Annotated in this window: 20 protein-coding genes; 8 read left to right on the top strand and 12 right to left on the bottom strand. The window is 55.7% G+C overall.

What is annotated here, in order from left to right; genetic code table 11:
- Positions 1-74: 74 nt before the first annotated feature.
- Positions 75-1,175 (bottom strand): bacteriochlorophyll a protein, encoded by a 1,101-nt coding sequence (locus tag WBP50_RS08925; protein ID WP_423933578.1) that lies wholly within the window; start codon positions 1,173-1,175, stop codon positions 75-77.
- Positions 1,176-1,385: 210 nt separating this feature from the next.
- Between WBP50_RS08925 and lnt the strand changes: the two genes are divergently transcribed.
- On the top strand, positions 1,386-3,008 hold the full coding sequence (gene lnt / locus WBP50_RS08920; RefSeq protein ID WP_423933575.1) for an apolipoprotein N-acyltransferase: 1,623 nt from the start codon (positions 1,386-1,388) through the stop codon (positions 3,006-3,008).
- A gap of 26 nt (positions 3,009-3,034) precedes the next feature.
- Here the strand turns inward: lnt and WBP50_RS08915 are convergent, their stop codons facing one another.
- Together WBP50_RS08915 and WBP50_RS08910 are read right to left on the bottom strand one after the other, a co-directional pair.
- Complete coding sequence (locus WBP50_RS08915; RefSeq protein ID WP_423933572.1) at positions 3,035-4,207, bottom strand: sigma-54 interaction domain-containing protein; 1,173 nt, start codon at positions 4,205-4,207, stop codon at positions 3,035-3,037.
- Between the two features lie 28 nt (positions 4,208-4,235).
- Positions 4,236-4,937 (bottom strand): SPOR domain-containing protein, encoded by a 702-nt coding sequence (locus WBP50_RS08910; RefSeq protein WP_423933623.1) that lies wholly within the window; start codon positions 4,935-4,937, stop codon positions 4,236-4,238.
- Positions 4,938-5,049: 112 nt separating this feature from the next.
- Between WBP50_RS08910 and ispE the strand changes: the two genes are divergently transcribed.
- Positions 5,050-5,916, top strand: coding sequence for a 4-(cytidine 5'-diphospho)-2-C-methyl-D-erythritol kinase (ispE, locus tag WBP50_RS08905; RefSeq protein WP_423933569.1), 867 nt, complete (start codon positions 5,050-5,052; stop codon positions 5,914-5,916).
- Between the two features lie 14 nt (positions 5,917-5,930).
- Here ispE and WBP50_RS08900 read toward each other — a convergent pair whose 3' ends face one another.
- Complete coding sequence (locus tag WBP50_RS08900) at positions 5,931-6,791, bottom strand: nitrilase-related carbon-nitrogen hydrolase (protein WP_423933567.1); 861 nt, start codon at positions 6,789-6,791, stop codon at positions 5,931-5,933.
- A 13-nt stretch (positions 6,792-6,804) separates the two neighbouring features.
- A complete protein-coding gene (locus tag WBP50_RS08895; RefSeq protein WP_423933566.1) occupies positions 6,805-8,106 on the bottom strand; it encodes an NCS2 family permease in 1,302 nt (433 codons plus the stop codon).
- Between the two features lie 258 nt (positions 8,107-8,364).
- Between WBP50_RS08895 and WBP50_RS08890 the strand changes: the two genes are divergently transcribed.
- Positions 8,365-8,952 (top strand): peroxiredoxin, encoded by a 588-nt coding sequence (locus tag WBP50_RS08890; protein ID WP_423933563.1) that lies wholly within the window; start codon positions 8,365-8,367, stop codon positions 8,950-8,952.
- A gap of 94 nt (positions 8,953-9,046) precedes the next feature.
- On the opposite strand, the gene proS is transcribed toward WBP50_RS08890, so the two are convergent.
- Positions 9,047-10,492 carry a proline--tRNA ligase gene (gene proS / locus WBP50_RS08885; protein WP_423933562.1) on the bottom strand — a complete coding sequence of 482 codons (1,446 nt, stop codon included), beginning with the start codon at positions 10,490-10,492 and terminating at the stop codon, positions 9,047-9,049.
- A 46-nt stretch (positions 10,493-10,538) separates the two neighbouring features.
- Positions 10,539-11,279 carry a DUF4412 domain-containing protein gene (locus tag WBP50_RS08880; RefSeq protein ID WP_423933560.1) on the bottom strand — a complete coding sequence of 247 codons (741 nt, stop codon included), beginning with the start codon at positions 11,277-11,279 and terminating at the stop codon, positions 10,539-10,541.
- A gap of 195 nt (positions 11,280-11,474) precedes the next feature.
- Between WBP50_RS08880 and prmC the strand changes: the two genes are divergently transcribed.
- The 4 genes from prmC (at position 11,475) to dnaJ (ending at position 15,571) form a co-directional block, all read left to right on the top strand.
- A complete protein-coding gene (gene prmC, locus WBP50_RS08875) occupies positions 11,475-12,374 on the top strand; it encodes a peptide chain release factor N(5)-glutamine methyltransferase (protein ID WP_423933557.1) in 900 nt (299 codons plus the stop codon).
- Positions 12,375-12,604: 230 nt separating this feature from the next.
- A complete protein-coding gene (hrcA, locus tag WBP50_RS08870) occupies positions 12,605-13,678 on the top strand; it encodes a heat-inducible transcriptional repressor HrcA (RefSeq protein WP_423933555.1) in 1,074 nt (357 codons plus the stop codon).
- Between the two features lie 28 nt (positions 13,679-13,706).
- The gene (locus WBP50_RS08865) at positions 13,707-14,306 is read left to right on the top strand and encodes a nucleotide exchange factor GrpE (protein WP_423933552.1); all 600 of its coding nucleotides are present in this window, start codon (positions 13,707-13,709) and stop codon (positions 14,304-14,306) included.
- A gap of 56 nt (positions 14,307-14,362) precedes the next feature.
- A complete protein-coding gene (gene dnaJ, locus WBP50_RS08860; RefSeq protein ID WP_423933550.1) occupies positions 14,363-15,571 on the top strand; it encodes a molecular chaperone DnaJ in 1,209 nt (402 codons plus the stop codon).
- A 90-nt stretch (positions 15,572-15,661) separates the two neighbouring features.
- On the opposite strand, the gene WBP50_RS08855 is transcribed toward dnaJ, so the two are convergent.
- The 3 genes from WBP50_RS08855 to WBP50_RS08845 all read right to left on the bottom strand — a co-directional run bounded on the left by WBP50_RS08855 (position 15,662) and on the right by WBP50_RS08845 (position 19,006).
- The gene (locus WBP50_RS08855; RefSeq protein WP_423933548.1) at positions 15,662-16,312 is read right to left on the bottom strand and encodes a flavodoxin domain-containing protein; all 651 of its coding nucleotides are present in this window, start codon (positions 16,310-16,312) and stop codon (positions 15,662-15,664) included.
- 160 nt (positions 16,313-16,472) lie between these two features.
- Positions 16,473-17,477: a type I glyceraldehyde-3-phosphate dehydrogenase gene (gene gap / locus WBP50_RS08850; protein WP_423933546.1), complete on the bottom strand. Its 1,005-nt coding sequence runs from the start codon at positions 17,475-17,477 to the stop codon at positions 16,473-16,475.
- A 107-nt stretch (positions 17,478-17,584) separates the two neighbouring features.
- The gene (locus WBP50_RS08845) at positions 17,585-19,006 is read right to left on the bottom strand and encodes a UDP-N-acetylmuramate--L-alanine ligase (RefSeq protein WP_423933543.1); all 1,422 of its coding nucleotides are present in this window, start codon (positions 19,004-19,006) and stop codon (positions 17,585-17,587) included.
- 203 nt (positions 19,007-19,209) lie between these two features.
- Here WBP50_RS08845 and WBP50_RS08840 point away from each other — a divergent pair, with 203 nt between their 5' ends.
- On the top strand, positions 19,210-20,328 hold the full coding sequence (locus WBP50_RS08840; RefSeq protein ID WP_423933542.1) for a DegT/DnrJ/EryC1/StrS family aminotransferase: 1,119 nt from the start codon (positions 19,210-19,212) through the stop codon (positions 20,326-20,328).
- 82 nt (positions 20,329-20,410) lie between these two features.
- On the opposite strand, the gene WBP50_RS08835 is transcribed toward WBP50_RS08840, so the two are convergent.
- Both WBP50_RS08835 and WBP50_RS08830 read right to left on the bottom strand, forming a co-directional pair.
- Positions 20,411-21,721 (bottom strand): MFS transporter, encoded by a 1,311-nt coding sequence (locus tag WBP50_RS08835; protein ID WP_423933540.1) that lies wholly within the window; start codon positions 21,719-21,721, stop codon positions 20,411-20,413.
- Between the two features lie 25 nt (positions 21,722-21,746).
- The gene (locus tag WBP50_RS08830; RefSeq protein ID WP_423933538.1) at positions 21,747-22,457 is read right to left on the bottom strand and encodes an ABC transporter ATP-binding protein; all 711 of its coding nucleotides are present in this window, start codon (positions 22,455-22,457) and stop codon (positions 21,747-21,749) included.

Below are 22,457 nucleotides of genomic sequence, written 5' to 3'. Positions count from 1 at the left end.
GTACCTGGCCGACGAAATCCGGCACAAATACAAAAGCCGGCGAAAGCCGGCTTTTGTATGGTAACTGTGAAGCGTTACTGTGCGTAGAGCACTTCGAACTGGCCGCAACCGCCTTTGCAGACATGCTCGACCCAGCGGGCGTAAGCGCCACCGCTCCAGCGATACTCCTCGAGGTTCTGCGAACGGAACTGAGGTGCTGCATAACGGATCTTGTAGCCTTTGGGAAGCACGACCTTCAGCTGGGTGTCGACCGTGAAGTCATTGAACTTTCCGACCATGCCGTGGTGTACCAGCGGGATGAGCGGGTGGTTGAGAATCCTGCGGAGACCGCCGCCTGCATCTACCGATACGCCGGGGAAATCGCCGTCAACCTTCACCTCGATACCCTGAGAGTCGGAACGGAAACCGGCTTCAACCGATGCCGGCCTGTTGAGCTTGTCGGCAGGGAAGAGTTCCATCCAGCGGGAGATTGAGTCTACAACACCGGAACCGCCGTGGGAGAAACGCCACCTTGTTACACCGACGGGCCCTTTGTCGCTGCCCTGGGTGCCGATGCTGTTAACCTCGATTTTGGAAATTCTCTGTCCGCCTTCGTTCAGAGCGGTGAATGCCGGTCCGATGAACCAGAAATCGCGAATCCAGTCGTTGAATGCGCCGGTGCTCGATATCGCTTTGACGGTGCCTTCCCAGGTGTCGATCACATCGTTGTTGTCGAGAGGCACTTTCATGATGATGTCGTGGAACTGCCGTCCCTGCATGTAGATCGGATTCGGGACGTTTCTGCGGACTGCGTCGGAGCGGTAGTAGTACATGTTGACAACGGAACCTTCGAAGGAGAACGAGTGCGAGAAGTCGCCGACAGTGACGGATCCTTCGCCTACACAAATTCTTCTTTCCTTGGTTTCATTGGCAATATCGGCCTCGACGACCAACTTGTTCTTGGTACTGTCAACAATCGACTCGATCACTGCGGAGAACCGCACGAACCCCTTTGCGGGATCGAGAGGTTTGACATTGATCTTGACGTTACAGTCGGCAGGGAGGAGCGGGCTTGCCGGAGGTACGTTTACCTTCGCGCGCCCTTTTACCTTTCCCCATGAGCTCGATCCGCCCTCAAGAATAATCTCGTAATCCGAGTGGGCAGTGGTGGTGTCTTTTGTGCCGAAAAGAGCCATAATGATTTCTCCTTTTTCTGGTGGCGTTGAAATTGGATATTTTCAGGAAGCACACGGTGTTGGTTCCTGTTAAATAACAGCTTGGAATAAATTTAAAGAATAAAAATCAATAATTAAAGGAAAATATATCTTACGTCTCCGCTGCTTTGACCGAAATAATGTATACTGAGACCTGCTTTTTGCATTTTCTGTAAACTGCTGCAAAATCCCATGAACGATAACCGGCCTGCACGCCATAAATCAGGAGCCAGATCTTTCGGGTTGCCGCTTCTGAGCGGTATTCTTCTCGGCATTTCTTTTCCCTCCTATCCGTTCGTTCGTCTTGAACTTCTTGCCTGGATCGCTTTTGTCCCGCTGCTGCTTTCCCTGCGGCAGGATGAGCCGTTCGGGAGTGCCTTTCGGAAGGTATGGTTCTCCATGCTGGTGTTTTCCTCCATCGCGCTCTGGTGGGTCTCTCTGGCAACCCTGCCGGGAGGTCTGCTTACCATTCTTGCCGAGTCGTTTTTTCTTTCTGTCCCTTTTCTTGCATTTCTTCTTCTGAAGCGATGGAAAGGGTTTCGTTCCGCTCTTTTTTCACTCCCTTTTCTCTGGACGGCGTGGGAGTGGGCATACATGCAGCAGGACCTCTCTCTTGGCTGGCTTACCCTCGGCAATTCGCAGGCCCATCTGAGCTTCATGATCCAGTATGCCGATATTACCGGCGTCTGGGGCATCACGTTCTGGCTGCTCTGGTTCAACGTTCTTGCCCTGCAGGTCTGGCAGGATCGGCAGGAGGGGCGCGTGCGACCGAAGCTCATGGGAGGCGTTGCGCTGATGATAGCCCTGCCGCTTTTCTACGGGGGTCTTGCCTTCCGGGAAAATATGCCGGAGGAGAGTTCCGAGGGTTCCGTCAAGGTTTCGCTGGTACAGCCCAATATCGATCCGGCGGAAAAATGGAAACGGTACAGCGGAGCCGACATTATGGATGTCTATTACCGTCTTACCGGCAAGGCCGTCTTTCTGGATAATCCCGAACTGGTTATCTGGCCTGAAACCGCCATTCCATTCTACATTCTCGACAGCCGGTATTCCGGCTACCTGCATTCGCTGCGTCTTTCGCTTAAAGAGTGGAATGTGCCCCTCCTGAGCGGTTTTGCCGATATCGTCTATTTTCATCCTGAATCGGCCGAGGCCAAAAGCGGGAATGTGAAATACGACGGACCGAGCGGCAGGTATTTCGAGACCTACAATGCATCGATGCTGCTGACCCCCGATTCCCGCAAGCCCCAGGTTTACCACAAGATTCATCTGGTACCCTTTGCCGAAAGGGTTCCCTATGTGGAGTATCTGCCCTGGCTCGACCAGTTTACCTTTTCGCTTGCAGGCATCAGCGGCTGGGGAAAGGGATCGGACTTTCCGGTGATGGAGTTCAATTCCCGTTCGAACGGCACGGTGAAAACAGCCAATATCATCTGTTACGAGTCCATTTTTCCCTCCCTTGTCACCGCTTTTGTCCGTAACGGAGCCCAGTTTCTTACTCTCGTAACCAACGACGGGTGGTATTCGACCTCCTACGGCCCCTACCAGCACGCGGCCATTGCGAAGCTGCGCTGCATCGAAAACAGGCGGGCTATGGCGCGTTGCGCCAATACCGGCATTACCGCGTTTATCGACTCCATGGGCCGTGTTTACGCGGAAATCCCCTGGTGGGAGGCAAAAACCCTTACTGCTGATGTTCCGCTTTCGAGCCGGCTCACCTTCTACACCCGCTATCCCGATCTCCTTCCCGAAGCGGCGGCAGTCGTGTCGGGCGTGCTGCTCGCAGCCGGATTTTTCCGCCGGAAGCGTGCATAGGAACCCGAACGGGCGAAAGGATTTCTTCAGCCGATTCCGTATGCCTTGATCTTGCGGTAGAGCGTTCTTTCGTTGATGCCGAGCATCCTGGCGGTCTTGCGCCTGTTGCCCTGCTGCTGCCGGAGGGTTTCGATAATGGTTTTTTTCTCGATCGCTTCGAGCGAGGTTTCCTCGGCATCAGGCAGCTTTTCTTTTCGGGCATCGGAGACGCCGGCGGTTTCATCCGGCTCAGAGATCGAGGGAGCTGGTGATGCGGGAGGCGGCAGCAGAAGCGGAGGCTGCTGGGTGCGGGTATGCAGCAGCATCTGCAGGAGGTGGCGGATTTCGCTCATTTCCTGGCGGAGCTGGATGATGCTGCTGTAAATGAGGTTCAGCTCCTGTTTTTCCGATTGTGACGGATCGTGCACCAGTCCTTTATGCCGACTGCGCTGCACGAGATGCTTTTCAAGAACCTCCGCTGTTATTTTTTTTCCCTTCTCCAGAACGAGCAGCGAATCGATCAGGTTGCGCAGTTCCCTGATGTTGCCGGGCCAGGGATAGCGCAGCATGATCTCGACGGCTTCGGGGTCGAACCCTTCGAAGGTGATGCCCTGCTGCCGTTCGGCTTCGCGCACGAAATGTTCGGTGAGCAGGAGAATGTCGCGTCCTCTCTCCCTGAGAGGAGGAAGCTGCAGTTCGACGCTCCGGAGCCGGTAGTAGAGATCCTCCCGGAAATTGTTTTCCGCGACCTGCTGGTAGAGGTTCTTGTTGGTTGCGGCGATCACCCGGGCATCCGAATAGACGGTTTCCGATGAACCGACCCGCTGGAACTCCCCGGTTTCAAGTACGCGGAGAAACTTTACCTGGGTTTCCGGAGGCATCTCTCCGATCTCGTCAAGAAAAATGGTGCCCTGGTCGGCACTTTCGAAATACCCTTTCCGGGACTGAATCGCTCCGGTAAAAGACCCTTTTTCATGGCCGAAAAGCTCCGATTCCAGAAGGCCTGACGGTATGGCGCCGCAATTGACCGGAATGAAGTTTTTTGTCCGCCTCCGGCTGTGCTCGTGGATGAACCGGGAGAGCACCTCCTTGCCCGATCCGGTCTCTCCGGAAATGAGGACGGTGATGTCGGTTTCCGCTACCTGCCGGGCCAGCTCCCTGAGCTGGGTTATCAGGGTGGAGTTTCCGAGCAGGGCGCGCTGTTCTCTTGCGGCTTTCATGAAAACACTGTTCTTTTTGAGCGGCCGCCTATCGCAGAGGTACGGCAACCGAAGTGAAGGGAATCGAGCCTCCGGCAATTTCCGCTTCTCTTTCCGTCCGCCAGCTTTTCTGCAGCCGGACCTTGTGCAGAGCGCCCTGCTGAACGATCGATACCGGACCGTATCCTGAAAGCTCCGCCGCCAGTTTCTCTGCATTGGCACGGCTGCCGAAGCTTCCGAACTGGAGGGTGTAGAGGCCGGTTCCGGAAGCGGGTGTTGCCGGTACAGTCACCGGAGGCGGCGCGGATGGGGTCGCTACGGGCTTCGGCGAAACCGGTTTTTCTTTAACCGGGGCCGCCGCTGCGGGTTTGCCGCTGTCCGGCGGCGGCGCCATCGGCGGTACGCTTTCGGGGAAGGCAAGGGGTCCGTTCAGGACGAACTGGAACGAGGAGAGGCGGCTTCTGCTGAGCTCGTCGAGCGAAGGGTCCGGATACTCGGCAAGCTGCTTCCGGTAAAGGTATGCGGCCTGCGGGCCGTCTTCCGAAAGCAGGGCGTCCACGACGAGTTTTTCGGAAGGAATGGAGATGTTCTTTCGGATATTTTCTAGCAAATAAACCTTATCTTCATTCACATATTGCAGAATCTGGGGAGTGTAGGATGTCGGCGCGGCGCCGAGCGCCAGGTTCGACAGACAGAACACTGCCGACAGTATGATGGTGAGTTTCCTGGTGAGCTTGTGAAAAGAGATCATCGTTTTCACGCTGGAATGGTTGCTTGTAAGGGGTGGTCACGCCTCCCGGTAACACGGTTTGTAGAACCAATATGACAAATATTTTATTTTTTCCTTCAAATCATACTTCGCTATGCTCCCTTTTTCAGTGAAATCATTCGCTAAAATCAATCTGGGCCTTCTGATTACCTCCAGAAGAGCCGACGGGTATCATACGCTTGAAACGGTTTTCGCTCCGATCGACTGGTACGATACCATTACCTTTTCGGAATCCGACGCCCTTTCGATGTGCTGCACCGATCCACTTCTTCCCGTGGACGGGAACAATCTCTGCATGAGGGCGGCCAAAGCCCTTCGGGAATCTGCCGGGATCAGCGCGGGCATTTCCATAACCCTCGACAAGAGGATCCCTTTCGGAGCCGGTCTCGGCGGTGGCAGCAGCGATGCGGCAACCGTGCTCAGAACGCTCAACGAGCTCTGGAACGCCGGAGTTTCCTCGACCGACCTGCACTCCCTGGCCTCAGGTCTCGGTGCCGACGTGCCCTACTTTCTTGAAATGAAGGGTCTTGCGTTTGCGCGTGGGATCGGAGACGAACTCGAAGACCTTTCCCTGACGCTTCCGTTTCATATCGTCACGGTTTTTCCCGAAGAGCATATCTCCACCGTATGGGCATACAGGCATTTCTATGCGCGTTTCGAGCGAAGCGTGCCTGACCTGAAGGTTCTTGCCGGAAGGCTCTGCACCGCGGGGGATCGTTCGGGGCTCGGTGCTTTCGAGAACGATTTCGAGCCGGCGGTATTCGATCACTATCCTTTGGTGAAAAAGGTCAAGCAGGCGCTGCTCGATCAGGGAAGTTTCTTCGCTTCGCTTTCCGGAAGCGGTTCAGCGGTGTTCGGCTTTTTCGACAGCCTCGGGGAGGCTGAGGGCGCCGCGGCCATCATGCGGGGCATGAACTACCGGGTCTGCATCACCGCTCCAGGCTTTTCAATGGCGCAGTAGGGCCTGGGGAGCTTTCAGTCGGGCCGGTTTTTTTTAACGATATGGCGCAGTTCGGAAGCGAACAGCCGCAGATCTTCGTCGAGAAAGTGCGATGAGTGCAGGCGTGTCCGTTTCACCTCCGTAAAATCCAGCTTGACATCGAGAAACTCCTCCCTGAAGAGTGGCGCCACGGCTATCAGCCTGCCGTCCGGTCCGGTGAGCGAGGAATTTCCCCAGTAGGTGAAACTGTCCTCGTTGCCCGTTCGGTTCACGCAGGCCACATAGGTGCTGAACAGAAATGCGTAGGTTTCCGCGATGGTCTCCCATTGCGATACGATTGCCGGTTTGCCGCTGCCGGGGGACATGCGAAGCGGGCTCGACATCAGCGCTACAAGCATTTTCGCTCCCTGCTGGGCAAGCAGGTAGGGAACCGATACATGCCAGAAATCCTCGCAGATGGCCACGCCTATCCTTCCAAGACGTTTTGAATCGACCGCGCGGATATGCTGACCGGCGGAAAAATACCGGAGTTCCTCGAACATGCCGTAAGTCGGCAGATAGATCTTCCGGTGGATGCTCTCCCCCCGGCCATCCTCGAACATGAACGCCGAATTGTACACGCCGTAATCGTCACTGAGTTCAATGCCTCCGCAGATGATGCATATTTTCCGGCTCAGTTCCCGCAGCGGGTCGAGTCGCGCATCCTCTATGTGCATGGCGATATCCTGTGCGGCATCCTGCACATTGTAGCCGGTCAGCGACAGCTCGGGAAAAGCTATGGCATCGGCGCCGTCCCTTACGGCATCTTCGATGATCAGGCAGTGCCGTTCCAGGTTCTCGCTGAAATTGGCCAGGACGCTTCCGGTTTGCGCTATTCTCATGGTTGCATGCAGCATCGATTCTCCGGTTTCAGTGATATGGGTAGAAAAAGTAAAAGGTCAGCGACAGCAGGGCAAGAATCCACATGCCCGGATGCACCTCCCTGATTCTTCCGGTAACGGAGCGCAGCGCGGTGAAGGAGATGAATCCAGCCGTGATGCCTACGCCGATATTGTAGGTGAAGATAATGAGTACGATGGTCAGAAACGCAGGAAACAGTTCACTGTAATCGTTGAAATCCAGTCTGGTCACCGACTGCATCATGAACATCCCGACCGTCACCAGTGCCGGTCCGTATGCGTAGGGAGGCACGATGGTCAGAATCGGCGAGAAAAACAGCGCCATAAGGAAAAGACCGGCCACGACCAGCGCCGTAAAACCGGTTTTTCCGCCCTGTTCGATGCCTGCGGCTGATTCGATGTAGATTCCTGCTGTCGTTGTTCCCAGAAGCGAAGCTGCAATGGTCGAGAGTGCGTCAACCAGCATGGGCTTCTCTATTTCAGGCAGGTTCTCCTCGCTGTCGAGCAGGCCTGCCCGCGACGAGAGCCCGAAAAGCGTACCCATGGTATCGACAAAATCCATCACCAGCGTTGTGGCGATGACGCCTGCAAATCCCCAGGTCAGTGCCCCCGGCACATCGATGTTCATGAAGATAGGGGCAATCGAAGGCGGAGCGCTGATGATCGCTTCAGGCAGGGGAGCCAGCCCGAGAACGAGGAATGCCGATGTGATGAGAGCTATGCCGATAAGGATTGCCCCGGTTACCCGCTGCACGAGGAGCATCGTCATGACGAGGAGCCCGCCCATGCTGATGAGCACTTCGGGTTTTGCAAGGTTGCCGAGTTTTACCGGTGCATCCGGAACTCCGAGTGCGACGATGCCCATGTCGTTGAGGCCGAGGAATGCCAGAAAGAGGCCGATTCCTACCGAAAAACTGTGTTTCAGCGAACCGGGTATCGCACCGGCAAGCCACTGGCGCATTCCACCGAGCGTCAGGAGGGTGAAGAGCACGCCGCTTATGAAAATGGCCGCCATTGCGGTCTGCCACGAGTAGCCCATGGTCTGTACCACCGTATAGGCGATAAAGGCGTTTTCTCCCATGTAGGGGGCGACGGCGAACGGCCTTTTTGCATAGACCGCCATCAGGAAGGTTCCGAAAACCGCCGTCAGGATGGTTGCCGTCATCGATGCGCCTTTCGGTATTCCTGCCGCGGCAAGGATTGCCGGGTTGACTATGATGATGTAGGAGAGAGTGAAAAACGTCGTTACTCCCGCAAGAAACTCCTGCCGGTAGCTGGTGCGGTGAGCCTGAAAATTGAAAAAAGATTGCATGCTTTTCCGGGGTTGAGGTAACAATCTGATAGAAAACAAGATAAGCATAAAGAGCGAAAACGGGGAAGGCATTTATCTGCGCATTTTCCGAAACGGTTCCCGCTTCCGGACGGTTAGCATGAAAAGGAGGACGTTTATCCTGCCTGAAGCGGGATTTCCTCTTTTACTGGTTGCGGGAAACCTGAAAATGTGTTATAATGGACAAAATAAGTCTTGTTTTCGGACATTGTTAAACCAAATAAAACAAAGGGGATCGATATGGGCGTATTAGTTGGCCGTAAGGCGCCGGAATTCAATGTGGAAGCGGTAACCGGAGGTTCGCAGTTTGTGGATTCATGCAAGCTGACCGATTACCGGGGCAGGTATGTTGTGCTGTTTTTCTACCCGCTTGATTTTACCTTCGTCTGTCCGACGGAGCTGCACGCCTTCCAGGAAAAGCTCGACGAGTTCAGGAAACGGAACGTTGAGGTTATCGGCTGTTCGGTGGATTCGAAATTTTCGCATCATGCATGGCTGCGCACTCCGAAAAATCTCGGAGGTATCGAAGGGGTCACCTACACCCTGCTTTCGGATATCAACAAGACGGTTTCCCGTGATTACGATGTGCTGGCAGAAGATGCCGGAGTGTCGCTGCGGGGACTTTTCCTGATCGACAGGGAGGGTGTGGTGCGTCATCAGGTGGTCAACGATCTCGGACTCGGCAGGAATGTGGACGAAGTGCTCAGAATGGTCGACGCCCTGCAGTTTACCGAGGAGTTCGGCGAGGTTTGCCCGGCAAACTGGAACAAGGGAGACAAAACCATGAAGCCGGACGATGCCGGTCTGAAGGCGTTTTTCAGCGAATAGCAACCGCTTTCCGGTCGCAGGATCCTGCATGCGGTTTCAGCTGCATGCAGGATCTTCTGCATTGATACGGGAAAGCCCTTCAGCGGGTCCGGGATCAGTAGGCTTTTGCGAAGACGACTTTGCGCGCCGCGGGTTTGCCTGAATAGATGCAGTTGCCGGGCTCATGCATGGCGTAGGTCGCAATGTAATCCTCCTCTTCGGGAAGCACCCGGATGGTGGCCCTGGTTTCCTCCTTGATCTTCGCCTCGGTTTCGGCCGTGCCGTCCCAGTGTGCTATGACGAAACCGTTCTCGACAGCACGTTTGAACTCCTCGTAATCGCTGACTTCCACGGTGTGTTCGGTTCGGAACAGGAGCGCCCTGTCATACAGGTTCTGCTGGATGGTGTTGAGGATTTCACTGACTTCGAACGGCAGCGTGTCGTCGAGGGCCAGTTCTGTTTTTTCAAGTGTGTCGCGCCGTGCCGCAATGCATTTCTTTTCGGCAATGTCCCTCGGGCCGAGTTCGATGCGCAGAGGAATACCCTGCAGTTCGTATTCGGCGAATTTCCATCCGGGCGAGTTCTGTTCGCTGCTGTCCACGAAAGCCGGTATGCCGTGCTTTTTCAGCGAGCAGGCGATGGCTTCCGCCTGTTCGATCACCGCAGCCTTGTCTCCCCTCAGAATCGGAATGATCACCACCTGGCGCGAGGCGAGCTTCGGAGGGAGCACCAGTCCGCGGTCGTCGGAATGCGCCATGATCAGTGCGCCGATAAGCCGGGTAGATACACCCCAGCTGGTTGCCCATACGTAGTCGAGCCGTCCTTCGCTGGTCTGGAACTGGCAGTCGAACGCCTTGGCGAAATTCTGCCCGAGATGGTGCGACGTACCTGCCTGGAGCGCTTTTCCGTCCTGCATCAGGGCCTCGATGCAGTAGGTTTCATCGGCTCCGGCGAATTTTTCGCTGTCGGTTTTCCTGCCCATGATGACCGGCATGGCCATGTACTCTTCGGCGAATTTCTTGTAGATGGAGATCATGCGCAGCACCTCTTCGGACGCCTCCTCCCTGGTTGCGTGCGCGGTGTGGCCCTCCTGCCAGAGAAATTCCGAGGTGCGCAGAAACAGACGGGTCCGCATCTCCCAGCGCACGACGTTGGCCCACTGGTTTATCAGAATGGGGAGGTCGCGGTAGGACTGTATCCATTTCTTGTACGATGCCCAGATGATGGTTTCGGATGTCGGGCGCACGTAGAGCTTCTCGGCAAGTTCCTCCCCGCCGCCATGGGTTACCACCGCGCATTCCGGGGCGAAACCCTCGATATGCTCGGCCTCCCTGGTGATATAGCTTTCAGGGATGAAAAGAGGAAAGTAGGCATTGACATGGCCGGTCTCCTTGAACATCCGGTCGAGTGCAGCCTGCATTTTTTCCCATATCGCATAGCCGTTCGGTCTGATGACCATGCAGCCGCGTACATCGGAATAGTCGGCAAGCTTCGCCGAACGAACAAGATCGATATACCACTGTGAGTAATCCTTGCTTCGGGTAGTGATGGTGTCTGCCACGGTACTGTTTTCTGATTGGTTAGGTGAAAGGCTGAAAATATAAGACCTACTCCTCAAACTTCTTCATCTTTTCCATGAGGTTGCGCAGGTGTTCTTTCTGGGTGCCGCTTACCGGTTTGCGGTTCGCTTCGGTTTTCCTGTATCCGCGGGGTACGCTGAATACCGAGGATGCCAGTTCCCTGGGCTTAATGGAGGTCAGTTGCATCGTGAAAACCCCGTTGTCGTTCTGCTGCACGATTTTTACCGGGAACCCTTCCACACCGGCCTCTTTGAGCGTCCGGGAAAGGGCGGTGTTCGAAAGCCTCGGATTCTGCGACTGCAGGATCCTGAATGTTGAAAAGTCTCCCAGGTCGGAGGTTACCCAGAGTTCCAGCTTTTCGGTGGTGCTGGCAAGGCTGATGTGTTCGCACTCGTACCCCTTGATTACCGTCTTTCCAAGCCGCCTGAGTTTGTAGTTGCTGTCGAAGTCGAGCAGGGTTGCGCTCTCGGCGGCGGTTCTCAGGTTGACGACGCTGTAGCTTTTCGTTTCATGGTTGATCAGAATGGCCTCATCCGGCCGTCCTGCCTTGGTGATGACGGTGGTTTTCAGCGGCTCGGGGATTCTGGTCATGTTCATGACCATATCCATGCGCTGCGAACCGGTTCCGAAATAGTAGGTGACGTCGGCGTTTCCTCCCGGCATTTTCAGCATCATATCCATAAGGCCGGTGAACTTCGCGGCCCCGAGGGCGGTGCCGGAAAAGAGGCTTACGCAGAGGAACGTCAGGAGAGTCAGGGCTTTTTTCATCGTAACGGCAGCTAATGTTTTATTAATTGGTATCTTCTTTGCGGCATGGCAGGCAAAATACGTTCGAATACGTAACAATCTGCAAGCTAATGAATTATTTTTAAAGCTTTTTGAGGGGACCGGTTTTTCGGCGTTTTTTGTACGGATTTCCGGTATGGATGCGCCACCCTCCATATCTTCATTTTTTATGGTTGCATGACAAGGGATAGCCAGAGGGAGTGGTGTGTCGTCGATCTTCTGAAAACCACCGCCGAGTATTTTGCCTCGAAAGAGGTCGATGAGCCCCGGCTTGGGGCGGAGATGCTTCTGTCGCATCTTTTCGGCGAAACCCGCCTCTGGCTCTACCTGAACCATAACCGTCCGGTATCGGGCCACGAGCTGGAAGCTTTCCGCGAGTCCTGTCGGCAGCGACTCGACGGCCGTCCGGTTCAGTACATTACCGGTGAGCAGTATTTTTACGGCAGGCCATTCACGGTCGATGAGCGGGTACTGATTCCGAGACCGGAAACCGAACTGCTCGTCGAGCATGCCGCCGGACTGCTTTCCGCCGGGAGGGATAGCCATCCGGAAGGGGAGTGCCGGGTGCTCGATATCGGTACGGGAAGCGGTTGCATCGCCGTCACGCTCGCCGCTCTTCTGCCTTTTCTGACGCTTTCGGCCATCGACCGTTCCTCTCAGGCTCTCGATGTGGCGCGAGCCAACGCAGCGCGCCACGGCATGCTCTCGAGAATGGATTTTCTGGAGGCCGACCTGTTCGACCCCGATCTTGCGTCACGCTTTTCCGGGCTGTTTGACATGATTGTTTCCAATCCGCCCTATATTTGCGAAACGGAGTGGGAGGTACTGCAGCCTGAGGTACGGCGTTTCGAACCGAAAGAGGCGCTCGTCACTCCCGGAGGGATCGCTTCGTATCAGGCCATCTGCCGGGCGGCGCCGGCAATGCTGAAGCCGGAAGGTCTGCTGTGTCTGGAGATTCATGCCGATGGGGCTTCGAAAGTATGCGCGCTCATGGAGTCGGAAAAATTCCGGGAAATCTCGGTCGCAAAGGACTATGCAGGTTTCGACAGGATCGTCTCGGGACGCATGGGAGTCTGAAATTTATTGCCGGTCGGTTGCGTTATAATTAACGGTATTTACAACGCTTCCGGAGCTGACAAGTCCCCGCTCGGAGAAGATTTTTTTTCGATCGTTACTGTTCTTGATGGTTTTCGCCGGCATTCGTATACTGTAATCCGTCCGTTTCGCAGAAGCGGGCTGAATTTTTTCCGGTACGGACAAGCCGGGCAACCACCGGAAGCCGGACAAACAAGATGTGTGCATGGATAATGGATTCTCGTGAACTTACCTTGCGGGAACGGCAGGTGCTGGGTATCATCATCCAGTCCTATATTGTATCTGCCGCTCCGGTAGGGTCAAGACATATTGCAAGGAACTATAACCTCGGTCTTTCGGATGCCTCCATACGCAATGTTATGGCGGATCTCGAGGATGAAGGCTATATCAGCCAGCCGCATACTTCGGCGGGGAGGGTTCCGACCGACAAGGGGTACCGCTGCTATGTCGATCTGATCATGCATGTGCAGCGGATCAACGACGAAGAGAAGCGCCGGATCGACAAGGATTTCGGCCAGATCAATTCCGACAGGAAAGGAACCTCTTCCGACGTGCTGCTTTCGGCGGCCAAGGTGCTCGGCAGCATCTCCCGCCAGCTCAGCGTGGTGCTCTCTCCGGCTTTTTCAAACGCGGTTTTCGAGAGACTCGACATGGTGCTGCTCACCTCTTCGAGAATGATGGTGATTCTGTCCATCCGCTCGCTGTTTCTGCGCACCATCGTCATGGAACTCGATATCGAGGTTTCACGCAACACGGTCGATCAGGTTACGGTTTTTCTCAACGAACGGCTTTCAGGGCTGACGCTTGCCGAAATCAGACGAAGCATCGCAGCCAGGCTCAGCGACTGTTCCTGCGACAGGGCTCTTCTTGAAAGGGTTATCCGCTCCTCCGGAGAGATTTTTGATGAAACTCCCATTATCGAAAGACTGTATATTTCCGGAGCCGAGTATATTATCGATCAGCCGGAGTTCAAGCAGCCGGAAAAGGTACGGGATCTCATCTCCATGATCGAGGATAAAACCAGCGTTGCAAAACTCGTGGAGCGCGCTTCCGTGGGCGTCGAGGTCCAGAGGCCGGCGGGCATGGATATTTCCATAAGCATCGGCCGGGAGAACAGTGAGAGAAACGCCGGAGAGCTGACCATTGTCTCGACGCCCTATTATGTCAGCGGGATGGTCGGCCAGCTTGGCATTCTCGGGCCGACAAGAATGGATTACGAGCATGCGGTGCGCGTGCTGAACTATATGGCGGACTGTCTTTCGACCACGCTTTCCGAAGCGACTTAACAGTATTTATTAACCGTATTTCATGTTTATGAGAAAAAAAGTATCTGCCAGTCAGGATATTCAACCGGAAAATACCGGCGAACAGGTTGCTGCCGGCACTGAAGGGTCCTCTCCTGCTGCGGTGCCGTCCGAAGTGACGGAGGCAAGGGCGAAAGTTGCCGCACTCGAAGCGGAACTGTCGGTGCAGAAGGAACAGATCGATAAACTGCGCGATGAACTGCTCCGCAGGGCTGCCGATTTCGAGAATTTCAGGAAGGTCAAGGAGCGTGAAGCGATGGCCGCCGGAACCAAGGCTCTTGAAAACACCATCAGGGAGCTTCTTCCGTTCGTTGACGATATCAAGAGGGTGCTTTTGAATGCACCGCGTATTCTTGAAATAACGGCCGAGGCGAAACCATATGTCGATGGTGTCGAGCTGCTCAAGCGGAACTTCGACAACTGGCTTGCAGGCAAGGGTGTAACGGAAATCCGGTCGATCGGCATGAAGCTCGACGTAGCGTATCATGAGGCCATCTCCATGGTCGAGATGCCGGATGCCGAGCCGGAGACCATTGTGGAGGAGTATCAGACCGGGTATCTGCTCGGCGAGAGAGTGATCCGGCATGCGCGGGTGATTGTTGCCAGATAGCGTGACCGGTTTTTACTAATTATGACGGAATGTGAAGCAATACAGGGCATTGTACCATGAAGAAAGATTTTTATGAGGTGCTTGGCGTCAGCCGCTCGGCATCGAAGGATGAAATAAAGAAGGCCTATCGGAAACTCGCACTGCAGTACCATCCGGACAAGAACCCCGACAACAAGGATGCCGAAGAGCATTTCAAGGAGGTCAACGAGGCGTACGAGGTGCTCAGCAACGACGACAAGCGTCGGCGCTACGACCAGTTCGGTCATGCAGGAGTAGGCACTTCGGCAGCTTCAGGGGCAGGTGGCCCCGGCGGAGCCTATGGCGGGGGCGTGAATGACTTCAGCGATATTTTCAGCGCCTTCAACGACATGTTCGGCGGCGGTCGCGCCAGAGGTGGAGGATCGCCTTTCGGATTCGAGGAGGTGTTCGGCGGTGCAGGCGGCGGAAGGCGGGGCCGTGCATCGTCCGGTATTCCCGGCACGGATCTGAAGATTCGCCTCAAGCTTACGCTCGAAGAGATCGCCCGGGGTGTGGAAAAAACCCTGAAAATCAGAAAACAGGTTCCCTGCAAGGAGTGCAACGGCAGCGGATCGAAGAGCGGTGCAACCGAAACCTGCCAGACCTGTCACGGTTCAGGGGAGGTTCGTCAGGCATCGAAAACCATGTTCGGTCAGTTCGTCAACATCGCGGCCTGTCCGACATGCGGCGGTGAAGGCCGGGTTGTCAAGGATCGCTGTACCTCCTGTCATGGCGAAGGCATCAAACAGGGAGAGGTGACCGTCAAGGTTACCGTTCCGGCAGGGGTCCAGGACGGCAATTACCTGACGCTCCGGGGACAGGGCAATACCGGGCCGAGAGGCGGAGCTCCCGGCGATCTTATCGTGGTTATCGAAGAAAAGCCGCACGAGCTGTTCAGGCGGAACGGCAACGATGTGATCTATGATCTTTCGGTGAGTTATCCCGACCTGGTCATGGGCACCAAGATCGATGTGCCGACCCTTGATGGAGCCGTGAAGCTCACCATTCCTCCCGCTACCCAGCCGGACACGATGCTCCGCATTGCCGGTCACGGCATCGGTCATCTGAGGGGTTCGGGAAAAGGGGATCAGCTGGTCAGGGTCAACGTCTATGTTCCCAGGGACCTGTCGAACCAAGATAAGGATCTGCTTAAAGAGCTCAGGAAATCCCAGACGTTCACACCTTCAGGAGGCGGCGACCGGGAGGAAAAGAGTTTTTTTGAGAAGGCCCGTGATATTTTCAGTTAACGGGCCGCAGCGGGAAAACATGAAGGCCGGTCTCCTGTGGAGGCCGGCCTTTTTTTTCGATGTATCCTTTTCTTGCACGCGCAGCACCCTTCAGAGTCCGCCGGTTTCGGATTTCGCTTCCTCTACCACGTCAAGGGTGATTTCCCGGTATCCCATCTCTTCGGCATACTCCTCGGTCGCGATCTTGATCCTGTTCCTGAAGAAGGACGGTACGCTGTCGAGCAGTTCAAGGGCTTCGTCCGTCCACTGCATCGATGCGTTGCGCCGCCGGGCGTCTTTTTTATAGGCATCGCACAGTTCATCCACGAATGACTCGATAACCTCCGGGTCCGAGAGCTGCTGAGGGGCGAAAATCCTTTCGGCAAGAATCCGGTTGCGGACAAGATGCATTTTCAGCTGCGGAAGGTAGAGCAGGGTAGCCATCGGTTCGGGACTGCCGCAGGTGAGGAAGAGGGCGATTTTCTTGCGCTTGAGATACTTTTTCATGTTGCTCTGGATCAGGGCGCCGAGAAGCTGTGACGAAACAAGAAGATAGTAGATCGGCGCTCCCATGATTACGACATCGAAATCCTGCAGGAAACTGTAATCGCCGGTAGCCTTGCATTTGGCTTTTTCGACGTAGGCTCCGTTCTCGGCAAGTTCCGAACCGATCGAATCGATAAGCCGGTCTGTAGAACCGCCTGAAGTACGGCTGTCGTACAGGATAATGGCCCTCATCTGCTGCTGGGTTGAATTCGTCATGTGGAAAGAGTGATGTGCGTTGATTGAATAGTCTTCAATTATAACACATTCACCCAAAAAACGCTAATCGGGCTGACGGGGAAAGGTGGCGGGCGGGAAAAAAAAGAGGGCGGTTTTACCGCCCTCACGAACCGGGATGATCGGATGGATCCGCTTCGATTTATACGAAGTTCGAATAGATTTCCAGAAGATCGACAACCCTGGTGGAGTAGCCGAGTTCATTGTCGTACCAGCCGACAACCTTTACCAGGTTTCCGGAGCTCATGGTCAGGAGCGAATCGAAAATACAGGAGTGGGGATTGCCGACGATGTCCTGGGAGACGATCGGGTCTTCGCAGTACTCGAGATAGCCTTTCATCGGGCCATCTGCAGCGGCTTTCATTGCTGCATTGATCTCGGCTTTCGATGCCTCGCGGTCGAGAATGACGCTCAGATCGGTGACCGAGCCGTCCGGAACCGGAACCCTCATGGCGAAACCGTCGAGACGTCCGACCAGTTCGGGGATGACTTCACCGATGGCTTTTGCCGCACCGGTGCTTGTCGGGATGATCGACATCGCTGCGGAGCGTGCGCGGCGCAGGTCCTTGTGCGGAAGATCGAGAATGTTCTGATCGTTGGTATAGGCGTGGACGGTGGTCATGAACCCTTTGGTGATGCCGAAACTGTCCTGCAGCACTTTTACCATCGGGGCAAGGCAGTTGGTCGTGCAGCTTGCATTGGAAATGATCTCTTCGCTGCCGGTGATGGAGTTTTCATTGACGCCCATGACGATGGTTGCGTCGATTTTGTCCTTGGCAGGCGCCGAGATGATGACTTTTTTCGCTCCGGCCGTCAGGTGCTTTGCAGCAGCTTCGCGGCTGGTGAAAATACCCGTCGATTCAACAACCAGATCGCAGCCGAGAGCCTGCCAGGGGAGCTGGGTCGGATCTTTCTGGGCGGAAATGGTTATGGTCTGTCCGTTGACGACGATGTTGTCGCCTTCGGTCGAAACCTCTCCCTGGAATTTCTTGTGGGTCGAATCGTACTTGAGCAGGTGTGCGAGGGTTTTGGTATCGCAAAGGTCGTTAATGGCGACAATTTCGAATTTCGGATTGTCCATGGCCTGGCGGAATACCAGTCGTCCGATCCGGCCGAATCCGTTAATGCCTACTTTTACTTTTGCCATAATAGCTTATGTGTATTAGAATTAAGAGTTTACCAGCGCCGTATCTGCGGCAGCAGCTGTGTTCACCGTGGAAAAATATCTGACAAGATATAACATCAAAATCAATATTAACCAAAATTGTCGAGAAAAAGTGATTTCAGATTGTTGAAACTGCCATTGCTCATCAGCACGACCACATCGTTTTTCCGGATGGCCGTTCCAAGGAATCCCACGATGTCCTGCGGATAGTTTTCCGGGTCCGATCCTGCCAGAAAAACGGTTTTGCCCTGTTCCTGCAGCTCCCTGCCGAGTCGCGGCATATCGAGCTGCCGGTCGGCGGCATAGCGTTCAGGCCGGTGCACCTTGCCCATTACCACCACCGATGCAGGTCCGAAGGAAGCGGCAAGTTCCTGCTGGAAAATGTTTCTTGTCGTGGTATTCGATCGCGGTTCGAAACAGGCGATGATTCTCCTTTCCCGGTAGAGCCCGGCAACGGCCTCGAGGGTTGCCCTTACAGCTGTCGGATGGTGGGCGAAATCCTCGATCAGGGTTACTCCGGATTGCAGCCCGCCGGTGATCTCCATGCGTCGCCTGGGTCGTCTGAAGAGCGGCAGAGCATGGGCTACACTCTCCATGCCGAGGCCGGCATGTCGTGCCGCGGCTACGGCCGCGAGCGTGTTCATGATGTTGTAGTTGCCGAACAGAGGGACGCTGAGGGTGGCTTCCTGTTTTCCCCTGTAGCAGATGGTGAAGGTTGTCCTCTCGACGTCTCCCGATATGTCGCGAGCGGTCCATTCGCAGTTTTCGCCGAACCCGAACCGTTCCACCGGGCAGAAGGCCCCTTCCGATACCCCGCATGCGGCCGGGTCGTCGCCGTTGACGAAAAGCATGCCGTTGCGGGGAATGAGGTTGACGAACCGTCGGAAGCTCCTGAGAATATCCTCGAACGAGTCGAAGATGTCGGCATGGTCGAATTCAATGTTGTTGATGATGGCGATGTCGGGCCGATAGAGCATGAACTTGCTTCGCTTGTCGAAAAAAGCCGTGTCGTATTCATCGCCTTCGGTTACGAAAAATCCCTGTTCCTGCATTCCCGAAGCCCGGCAGCCCATCGAGAAGTTTTCGGGGATGCCGCCTACAAGAAATCCCGGTTTCAGGCCGCCGTTATCGAGCAGCCAGGCAAGAAGGGAGGTCGTCGTGGTTTTTCCATGGGTTCCAGTCACCACCAGGGATGTGTTGCCGGCAATGAGTTCCCGCCGGACCAGTTCCGGCATGGAGATCAGCTCGATCCGGTGTTCGAGTGCATATTCGAGTTCGCAGTTTCCCCTGCTGACCGCATTGCCGACAACGACAAGGTCCGGCAGTGCACGGATGATGTTCTTTTCGGAGTAGCCGTTGAAATAGCGGATGTTATGTGTTTCGAGATAGGTGCTCATGGGCGGGTAGAGCGCGCTGTCGGAGCCGCTGACGGCATGGCCCGAGTGGGAAAGGGCTACGGCTACCGAAGCCATGGCGGTACCGCCGATTCCGAGAAAGTAGATGGAACTCATGGACGAAAGGGTTTTTTCAAGGGTTTGTTCTGGTTTATATACAGAAAATGCCTTTCGGTCACAAGCGGGGCCCGCTAAAAGAGGACAACCACGGCCGCCGCAGCTGTGCCGCCGGAGAGAAAATGCCGCCGTATGCAGAAAAAGAGTGACGCAATCCGTATTTTACCATCCTTTGAATCATGTTCTCCAACCGAAAACAGCATATGCAATTCATCGACCTGATCTCCCAGAAAAACCGGATACGCACGACCCTGCTTCAGCGCATCGAGGCGATTGTCGACCACGGTCAGTATATCATGGGTCCGGAAGTGGCCGAGCTGGAGTCCCGGCTGGCCGCGTACACGGGTTCCCGTTACTGCGTCTCCTGTTCCTCCGGCACGGACGCCCTGCTCATGCCGCTCATGGCAAAAGGTATCGGGCCCGGTGACGCCGTCATCACCACTCCCTTCACCTTCATTGCAACTGCTGAAGTTATAAGCCTTGCCGGCGCCACTCCGGTTTTCGCCGATATCGCTCCAGGGACGTTCAATATCGACCCCGACAGCATTGCCGCTGCCGTTGCACTGGCCAGAGAGAGAGGGCTGAACCCGAAAGCCCTGATACCGGTCGATCTTTTCGGACTCCCTGCCGACTACGATCGCCTCGAAGCCGTGGCCGCCGATCATGGACTCTGGATCCTCGAGGATGCCGCCCAGAGTTTCGGCGCGACATACCGGAACCGTCGGGCCGGAAGTTTCGGGCTTGCAGCGGCCACATCGTTTTTCCCGGCCAAGCCTCTCGGATGTTACGGAGACGGGGGCGCGATCTTTACCGACGATGAAGAACTTGATGTTCTTCTGCGATCGGTCAGGGTGCACGGAAGCGGTGTCGATAAATACAGCAACGACCGGATCGGCATCAATGGTCGCCTTGATTCCATTCAGGCAGCGGTTCTGCTTGAAAAGCTCGTGATTTTCGACGAGGAGCTCTCTTCACGCCAGCGGGTGGCTGAAGCCTACAGCTCCCGGTTGAAGGGCAGGCTCGTCGTGCCTGAAATTCCCGAAGGGTCCGTTTCCGCATGGGCGCAGTACTCGCTTCTGGCCTCCGGAGAGGAGGAGCGCGCCGCGATTATGGATCGGCTCAGGCTTGAGGGCATTCCTTCGGTGATCTACTACAAGATACCGCTGCATCTGCAGAAGGCTTTTGCATTTCTGGGGTATCGAGAGGGTGATTTCCCGGTTTCGGAAGAGATGAGCAGAAGGGTGTTCTCCCTGCCCATGCACCCCTATCTTCCGGAAGAGGAGATCGGGAAGATATGTTCGGTCATCGCCTCCTGTTTCTGATGGGCGCCTCTGTATCTGTTCCCGAAACAGATACAGAGGCGCCCTGATTGCGAAAGGTGCGCCGGGGAAATCCCTCGCACCTTCACGCTTCTCCTCCCGCTGCCTTTCCCGGCGCGTACAGACGTACGAAAATGCCTCCGATCATCACCAGCATGTTTATGGCGCCCACAACCAGAAAGGGAGCCTTCGGGCTCATGCCGTCAAAAAGCCGTCCCCCGGTCGAGGTGATGATGAGAATGCCGACCGCTCCGCTTATGTTGAACATGCCGATCACCGATCCGCGTTCGGCTTTCGGTGCTTCCTGGCCGATCAGCGACTGGGCGCCAAGGAAGGAGCTGATCTGGCCTATTCCGAGCAGAATGAAGAACAGGAGGGAAAATGGTTCGTGGGGATTGCCGATGAGGCCAAGCGAAAGGTACCCCGCGCTGGCCAGGAACATGCAGAGAACAAGCGCGCTGACCCGGTTCATCCGGTCGATTACCGGTCCGATGACCGGAGCCCAGCAGAGTGCGGCTGCCTGCGAGATGATGAAGATGAGTGTCCCTTTTTTGACGGCTTCGGCAGGCTCCATGCCCATGGCGATGCCTGCAGTCGTTCCCCAGAGCGGCAGGAATGTGCCGATGATCGACTGGTCGCCGCGCGCCACGAACGCCGCAGCGTACGAGAGCAGGATTCTCGGGTTTTTCATGTAGCTGATGCCGCTTCCGAGCAGCTTTTTCAGCGGAGGGCGCTCCTCTTTTCTTACCGGGGTTCCGCTTTTGAGGCCGACGCCTACGACAGCGGCGGAAAGCAGTGCGACAGCGGCTATGCCCAGATGGGTATAGAGGCCGGCATCGCTGCCGCTCATGCCGGTGGCGGTAAGGCGATGGGGCAGGGCTCCGAAGAACTGGTTCAGGACGACGATGCCCAGGCCGTTGAGAAACCCGGTGATGGCGATCAGCTTGCCGCGCGAGCGCTCGGCAGGGTAATCGACCATGATGGTGGAGAGCGCTCCGGTAACGGCAACGATGCCGAGCGCATAGATCACCCGGAAGGCAGTGAGCTCTCCGACCGACGATGCGGTCGGGTAGAGCCCGTAGGCGATCGCGAGCAGTATGAAGCCGGCGGAGAAAACCTGTTTCCGTCCGATGCGGTCCATCAGGACGCCGGCGGGAACAAAGAAAAGCAGGGTCACGACTTCCGTCCAGAATACCAGGTCGCCGCTGATGGTGCCCTGTTCGGAGACCGGTATTTTCAGGTTCTCGTTGAGGATGTACGCCTGCCCTATAGAGACGAAGGTGACCAGGGCGATGGAGAAAAACGCCGAAAACAGAAAGGTCGCAGCATGTCGGGGCAGAATGGACGGGGCTAACTGAACCGGACCGAGACGGTGTGACTTTTCTTGTTCTGGCATAAAGAGGCTGCAGGATTTCTTTCGTTCAGGAAGCGGGTACGGCCGGGTTCAATTCGTGCAGCAGGCCGTCCTGCATGTGCAGGCAGCGGTCTGCAAGGGCTGCGTACTCCTCGTTGTGCGTGACGATGACAAAGGAGGTCCTGCGTTCTCTCGACAGGCCGGCCATCAGTTCGTAAAGCATGCGGCTGTTTCTGCTGTCGAGATTTCCGCTCGGTTCATCGGCCAGGATCAGTTTCGGGTTGTTCATGAGCGAGCGCGCAATTGCCACGCGCTGCTGCTCTCCGCCCGAAAGTTCCGAGGGGAGGTGCTCGTATCGCTCCTTCAGGCCGAGTTCCGAAAGCAGCATCTCGGCACGTTTTTTTGCCGGCACAAGCTTTCCTGTGGCGATGAACTCCGGCAGGGCTACGTTTTCGACGGCGGTAAAGTCGGACAGCAGGTGGTGAAACTGGAAGACGAAACCGATTTTCCGGTTGCGGAACGCGGCCAGTTCCTTCTGCGAAAGAAGATAGTTTCCTTTGCGGTAGAGCGGTTCACCCTCGAACAGAAGCTCTCCCTCGTCGGGAGTGTCGAGCGTGCCGAGCATGTTGAGCAGGGTGGTCTTGCCGCTTCCCGAAGCGCCTATTACCGTGAGCATCTCTCCCGGCCGGACCTGAAGATCGATGCCCCTGAGAATGGGAATCGGCGCCTGTCCGGGCAGGGTATAGGATTTCCGGATGTTTCTGGCTTCAAACAGCAT

The organism is Chlorobium sp. (assembly GCF_049593655.1).
In the GTDB taxonomy this organism is placed as follows: domain Bacteria; phylum Bacteroidota; class Chlorobiia; order Chlorobiales; family Chlorobiaceae; genus Chlorobium.
This window is presented reverse-complemented; position numbering and strand designations above follow the sequence as displayed.

Bases quoted from the DNA above. Each gene is read 5' to 3' on its own strand.
- WBP50_RS08925 (WP_423933578.1), bottom strand. From the start codon at position 1,175: ATGGCTCTTTTCGGCACAAAAGACACCACCACTGCCCACTCGGATTAC.
- lnt (WP_423933575.1), top strand. From the start codon at position 1,386: ATGAACGATAACCGGCCTGCACGCCATAAATCAGGAGCCAGATCTTTC.
- WBP50_RS08915 (WP_423933572.1), bottom strand. From the start codon at position 4,207: ATGAAAGCCGCAAGAGAACAGCGCGCCCTGCTCGGAAACTCCACCCTG.
- WBP50_RS08910 (WP_423933623.1), bottom strand. From the start codon at position 4,937: ATGATCTCTTTTCACAAGCTCACCAGGAAACTCACCATCATACTGTCG.
- ispE (WP_423933569.1), top strand. From the start codon at position 5,050: ATGCTCCCTTTTTCAGTGAAATCATTCGCTAAAATCAATCTGGGCCTT.
- WBP50_RS08900 (WP_423933567.1), bottom strand. From the start codon at position 6,791: ATGCTGCATGCAACCATGAGAATAGCGCAAACCGGAAGCGTCCTGGCC.
- WBP50_RS08895 (WP_423933566.1), bottom strand. From the start codon at position 8,106: ATGCAATCTTTTTTCAATTTTCAGGCTCACCGCACCAGCTACCGGCAG.
- WBP50_RS08890 (WP_423933563.1), top strand. From the start codon at position 8,365: ATGGGCGTATTAGTTGGCCGTAAGGCGCCGGAATTCAATGTGGAAGCG.
- WBP50_RS08880 (WP_423933560.1), bottom strand. From the start codon at position 11,279: ATGAAAAAAGCCCTGACTCTCCTGACGTTCCTCTGCGTAAGCCTCTTT.
- prmC (WP_423933557.1), top strand. From the start codon at position 11,475: ATGACAAGGGATAGCCAGAGGGAGTGGTGTGTCGTCGATCTTCTGAAA.
- hrcA (WP_423933555.1), top strand. From the start codon at position 12,605: ATGGATTCTCGTGAACTTACCTTGCGGGAACGGCAGGTGCTGGGTATC.
- WBP50_RS08865 (WP_423933552.1), top strand. From the start codon at position 13,707: ATGAGAAAAAAAGTATCTGCCAGTCAGGATATTCAACCGGAAAATACC.
- dnaJ (WP_423933550.1), top strand. From the start codon at position 14,363: ATGAAGAAAGATTTTTATGAGGTGCTTGGCGTCAGCCGCTCGGCATCG.
- WBP50_RS08855 (WP_423933548.1), bottom strand. From the start codon at position 16,312: ATGACGAATTCAACCCAGCAGCAGATGAGGGCCATTATCCTGTACGAC.
- gap (WP_423933546.1), bottom strand. From the start codon at position 17,477: ATGGCAAAAGTAAAAGTAGGCATTAACGGATTCGGCCGGATCGGACGA.
- WBP50_RS08845 (WP_423933543.1), bottom strand. From the start codon at position 19,006: ATGAGTTCCATCTACTTTCTCGGAATCGGCGGTACCGCCATGGCTTCG.
- WBP50_RS08840 (WP_423933542.1), top strand. From the start codon at position 19,210: ATGCAATTCATCGACCTGATCTCCCAGAAAAACCGGATACGCACGACC.
- WBP50_RS08835 (WP_423933540.1), bottom strand. From the start codon at position 21,721: ATGCCAGAACAAGAAAAGTCACACCGTCTCGGTCCGGTTCAGTTAGCC.
- WBP50_RS08830 (WP_423933538.1), bottom strand. From the start codon at position 22,457: ATGCTGTTTGAAGCCAGAAACATCCGGAAATCCTATACCCTGCCCGGA.